Annotated in this window: 4 protein-coding genes; 2 read left to right on the top strand and 2 right to left on the bottom strand. The window is 64.4% G+C overall.

Translation table 11 applies throughout. The features are described 5' to 3' along the window. Positions 1–482: 482 nt before the first annotated feature. Positions 483–1,736 (bottom strand): 6-phosphofructokinase, encoded by a 1,254-nt coding sequence (locus PF446_RS13205; protein WP_298072362.1) that lies wholly within the window; start codon positions 1,734–1,736, stop codon positions 483–485. A gap of 147 nt (positions 1,737–1,883) precedes the next feature. Here PF446_RS13205 and PF446_RS13200 point away from each other — a divergent pair, with 147 nt between their 5' ends. Both PF446_RS13200 and mpl read left to right on the top strand, forming a co-directional pair. Continuing rightward, positions 1,884–2,468: an adenylate kinase gene (locus PF446_RS13200; protein WP_298072360.1), complete on the top strand. Its 585-nt coding sequence runs from the start codon at positions 1,884–1,886 to the stop codon at positions 2,466–2,468. Further along, on the top strand, positions 2,468–3,898 hold the full coding sequence (gene mpl / locus PF446_RS13195; protein ID WP_298072358.1) for a UDP-N-acetylmuramate:L-alanyl-gamma-D-glutamyl-meso-diaminopimelate ligase: 1,431 nt from the start codon (positions 2,468–2,470) through the stop codon (positions 3,896–3,898). Before PF446_RS13200 ends, mpl begins: the two co-directional genes overlap by 1 nt. Positions 3,899–3,926: 28 nt before the next feature. On the opposite strand, the gene PF446_RS13190 is transcribed toward mpl, so the two are convergent. Next, a partial coding sequence (locus PF446_RS13190; RefSeq protein ID WP_298072356.1) for a hypothetical protein occupies positions 3,927–5,337 on the bottom strand: 1,411 nt, incomplete at its 5' end.

The raw sequence follows: 5,337 nt of genomic DNA, 5'->3' as shown, positions 1-5,337 counted from the left end.
TAAATGTTCCCGTGTCATGACGTCCTCCTTGGCCGCAGCGTTTCACTCCGAAGTAGCACTGTGTTCATAATCCAGACAACGGTCTGTTCGCTGGCGAACAGATCGCGCCATGAATAAAGCGCACTATCAATGCTCAAGGACGGTTGCGAGGCAAGGACGCCTCACTTTGATGGAACTTATGGAAATCGGGTCCCCGTGCTGCTTGGCAGCGTGTGAAGATCACCCGAAGACTTTACGGATCATCCCTTCAGATCTTGTAGATCGGCAGTTTTGCGGCTACCGCTTGAGTAGCGCTGTGTTCATAATCCAGAAAACCGTCTGTTCGCTACCGAACAGATCGCGCCAGGAATAAAGCGCACTATTAATTCTCAAGGACGGTTGCGGGGCAGGGACGCCTCGCTTTGATGGAGCTTATGGAAATCGGGTCCCCGTGCTGCTTGGCAGCGTGTGAAGATCACCCGAAGACCTTACGGATCATCCCTTCAGATCGTGTAGATCGGCAGTTTTGCGGCTACCGCTTGCAGCCGCAGCTTTGCGCTGCGCGGCAGTCCCTTGCGTCCCCAGGCCACCTCTGCCTGCCCCTGGATCAAGGGGGCAAGATAGCGTCGTGCGGCGGCCGTGATGCCATAACCGTCACGTCGGACGAAGGACTTGGGCAGTTTCTTCTCGCGGTTGGCAATGCGCTTGAGAGCGACCGGTTCCAGTTTCCAGCGATACGGCTGGTCACGGGTGCGGACGATCACCGGCATGACGGCGTTGTGACCGGCCAGGGCATACTCCACCGCCGCCTTGCCCACGGCCTGGGCCTGTTTCAGGTCGGTGGCCGAAGCCAGATGGCGCGCCGAACGCTGCAGGTAGTCCGGCAGTGCCCAGTGGCATTTGTACCCGAGATGTTGCTTGATCAGGTCCACCAGACGCGGCGCCACGCCGCCGAGCTGGCTATGGCCAAAGGCGTCCTTGCCACCGGCTTCGGCCAGCAGGCTGCCGTCCCTGGCGCGGATACCCTCCGAGGCCACCACCACGCAGTAGCCGACCCGTTCGACGGTGGCCTTGACGTGCTTCAGGAAATCCTTGGCGTCGAAGTCACGCTCCGGGAAAAGGATCAGGTGCGGCGCCGTGTCCGGGCCGTCCCCCGCCAATCCGGCGGCGGCGGCGATCCAGCCGGCATGACGACCCATCACCTCCATGATGAAGACCTTGGTCGAGGTGTCCTTCATCGAGGCAACGTCGAGACTGGCCTCGGCCACGCTGACGGCGGTGTACTTGGCCACCGATCCGAAGCCGGGACAGCAGTCGGTGACGGCCAGGTCGTTGTCGACCGTCTTGGGCACACCGATGCAATGCAGGTCGTAGTTCATCCTGCGTCCCAGTTGGGACAGCTTCAGTGCGGTGTCGGCCGAGTCGTTGCCGCCGTTGTACAGGAACCATCGGATGTCGTGTGCGCGAAGGACCTCGATCAGGCGTGCGTATTCAGCGGGGTCCTGGTCCGGCGACTTGAGCTTGTAGCGACACGAGCCAAAGGCGCCACCGGGCGTGTGGTGCAGGGCGGCGATGGCCGATTTCGTTTCCCGCGAGGTGTCGATCAGTTCCTCGCGCAGTACGCCCAGGATGCCGTTGCGGGCCGCATAGGCTTTGATACCGTGTGCGCGAGCCGTCTCGATGACGGCAGCAGCAGTGGCATTGATGACGGCGGTGACGCCGCCGGACTGGGCGTAGAGCAGTTTGCCTCGGCGCATGAATACGGACTCCCGTGGGCGAAGTGGATGCAAACATAGCTGAGTTTGACTGTCCCCCGTGCAAAGGCTACCTTGAACTCCATTTTTTTAAGAGTCCAGCCGCCTCTCCCGTATCAGGGCCAGGCGGTTAAACGTGGTGGAGCTAGCATGCGAATCGTTCTACTCGGTGCGCCCGGTTCGGGCAAGGGAACCCAGGCTTCACGCCTGAAGAAGCAATTGGAGGTTCCACACATCTCCACGGGCGACCTGCTGCGCGCAGCGGTGGCTGCCGGCAGTCCGCTGGGTCGCAAGGCCAAGGCGGTGATGGATGCAGGCCAGTTGGTCTCCGACGACATCATGCTCGGCATGCTGGAAGAGCGACTGACGCAACCCGATGCACGCAACGGCTTCATTCTGGATGGCTATCCGCGCAATCTTGCGCAGGTCGAAGCGCTTGATGCGCTGTTGACGCGTCTGCATCAGCCGCTTGATGTGGTGGTGAAGCTCAACGTTCCCGGCGAGGAAATCGTCGGGCGCTGCGAGATCCGCTTCAAGGCGGAGGGCCGCGCCGATGACAATCCCGAGGTGGTGCGCAAGCGTTTGCAGGTTTACGCCGAGCAGACGGCTCCGGTCGCCGATTGGTACCAGCGTCACGACATGCTCCGGGCGGTGGACGGAGTTGGCTCTCTGGACGAGGTCTTCCAGCGCATCCTTGACGTACTGCCGGGCGATCGCCTCGCCGCCAACGGCTGATGCGTCTGCACATCCTCGGGATCTGCGGCACATTCATGGGCGGCGTCGCCGTATTGGCCCGCGCGCTGGGCAATGCGGTCGAGGGTTCGGACCAGAACGTGTACCCGCCCATGAGCACCCAGCTCCAGGCGCTGGGCATCACGCTGCGCCAGGGGTATCTCGCCGAGCACCTGCAACCGGCGCCGGACCAGGTGGTCGTGGGCAATGCCATGAAGCGCGGCATGCCTGCGGTCGAGTACATGCTCGATGCGCAACTTCCGTATATCTCCGGACCGCAGTGGCTGGGCGAAATCGTGCTGCCGGGGCGCGAGGTGCTGGCCGTTGCCGGGACCCACGGCAAGACCACGACCTCCAGTTTGCTGGCGCATCTGCTTGACCAGGACGGGCGGGCGCCCGGGTTCCTGATTGGCGGGGTGCCGGGCAACTTCGGGGTGTCGGCACGACTGGGGGGGAGTGGCGCTTCGTCTGGCGGGCCGTCGGCGGCTGCATCGTCGGCCATGGCTGCGCCGTTCGTCATCGAAGCCGATGAATACGACACCGCGTTCTTCGACAAACGCTCCAAGTTCGTGCACTACCGTCCGCGCATCGCCATCCTCAACAACCTGGAATTCGACCACGCCGACATCTTTCCCGACGTGGCGGCCATTCAACGCCAGTTCCATCATCTGGTGCGCACCGTGCCCGGCAACGGCCGAATTATTGTCAACGCCGAAGATCCTCGCTTGGCCGAAGTGCTCAGCATGGGATGCTGGACTGCGGTGGAGACCTTCGGCATCGAGGCCGGACACTGGCGCGCGCACCTGAAGCAGGACGATGGCAGCCATTTCGAGGTGCGCCGCGGCGATACCGTGCTGGGTGAGGTGCGCTGGTCGCTACTGGGCCGGCACAACGTGATGAACGCGCTGGCAGCCCTGGCGGCGGCGGCGGCGTACGGCTGCGATGCGGCGGCGCTGTTGCCGTTGTTTGCGTCGTTTGCCAACGTCAAGCGACGCATGGAGGTCATTGGTACGGTCGAAGGCGTGCATATCTACGACGATTTTGCGCACCATCCCACGGCCATCGCCACCACCCTGGATGGTCTGCGCGCCCGGGTCGGCGATGCGCGCATCCTGGTGGCGCTGGAACCGCGCTCCAATTCCATGCGCCAGGGGGTGCATGCGGATGCGCTGGCGCCATCGCTGGCCGAGGCCGATCAGGTGCTGTTCCTGCAGCGGGCCGGGCTGGCATGGGATGCAGGCAAGATGACCCGGGCGCTTGCGGGACGCGGCCATGTCGCGCCCAGTGTCGATGCGCTGCTGGAGGCCCTGAACTTCGCGGTGCGTCCCGGCGACCACGTGGTGTTCATGTCCAATGGCGGCTTCGAGGATGCGCCGCGCCGCTTCGCCGCCGCCCTGCGCGCGCAGCCTCCCGGGTCGCCTGCACCCGGATAATGCCGCCCCGGGCGTTGCGCAGGCCGCGCTAGAGGGGCACGTCAAAACGCGGCGTACGGCGCAGGAACTCACGCCGCGCCGACCACCATGTGCCGAAGCCGAAGGGCACGATCAGCAGCACGGCCAGCGCTGCGCCCAGCTCCAGCCCGAGACGGCCGATCAGCCAGTACGCCAGGCTGTACAGGGCGACATAAAAGACCATGAGAACCAGCCGCATGATCATCTGCCCGCTGCTGGACTCCGGTCCCACCAGGTAAGCCGCGAAAGCGAACATGGCGGCGGACAGTCCGCTGATCCCCACGGCAAGCAACAGGCGCAGGGGCTGATGCGCGTGCATCAGAAGGTCGACCAGCAAGCCAAAACCCAGGCAGTAGAACAGTGATTCGCCGACCAGCCATGTCAGACTGTTCACCAGTACGGCCTGGAACTCGGCACGCGTGACCGGCGCCAGCGTCATGTACAGTTCCGCAAGGTTCGCGCGCATGCGCACCAGGCCACGGCCCACGGTCGTGAAGCGGGTGGTGCCGATGATGACCGCGTAGGCGCCGACATAGGCGACTTGCCAGCGCGACGCGGCATGCGTGGCAAAGAAATACACGGCGGCGAACAAGACCATGATCGCAAATTGCATCAACACCGCTTGCGGGCTGTCGTGCGGCAGCAGCACGGCCCGCACCAGCGCGATCCGGTGACGTTCGCTGGGTTTGCGCTGGTACCGATGCAGCGCCTTGTGCAGGTAGCGCTCGGCCTGGCTGTTCAGGACACCCGAGAACAGGCGCGACCAGCGGGTGCGTGGACGCCCGGGAACGCGCGTGCCCGAGCGGGAGGGCGTACCGCCCAGCGCCGTGCCCAACGGTGATTCGGAAATTTCGCGGTCGTCCAGTTTCAGCAGCGGCCGCAACGCCAGGTACACCAACAGTCCGGCCAACAACAGCAGGGCAACGGGCGTCAGCATCGATTGCTGTGCCGATTGCAAGACCCGTTTCAAAAACTGCGGGAACCAGCCGGCAGCGATCAGACCCAGCCAGACCAGCATCAGAGCGCGTATGCCGGTACCCATGGCCAGGCCCAGGGCCGCGATAAGCAGCAGGCCGCTGCACACCAGGGCGGCATGTGACGCCACAGGGGCAATCGTGGTCAACGCCACCAGCGTGGTCAGGACCACCGTCAGCGCCAGGTCGAGCAGACCGGCCTGTCCCAGACGCCGCTGGAAATACGGCAGCATGCGGGCGTCCCCGCGCACGGCGCTGCGCAGCGCCGTGCCGGCCAGGATGTGCCAGAACCAGATCACCAGGGCGGCAAGGAGCAGCCAGGGTAGCCGGCCATCCACGACCATGGCCGTCAGGCTGGCGACATAGCAGACCACCAGCAGCCAGGTCGCCAGGGGCATCTGCCGCAGCGGCAGGCTGAGCAGCTTCCAGACCGCCTTCATGCCAGTT

Source organism: Oleiagrimonas sp., from assembly GCF_027858935.1.
In the GTDB taxonomy this organism is placed as follows: domain Bacteria; phylum Pseudomonadota; class Gammaproteobacteria; order Xanthomonadales; family Rhodanobacteraceae; genus Oleiagrimonas.
This window is presented reverse-complemented; position numbering and strand designations above follow the sequence as displayed.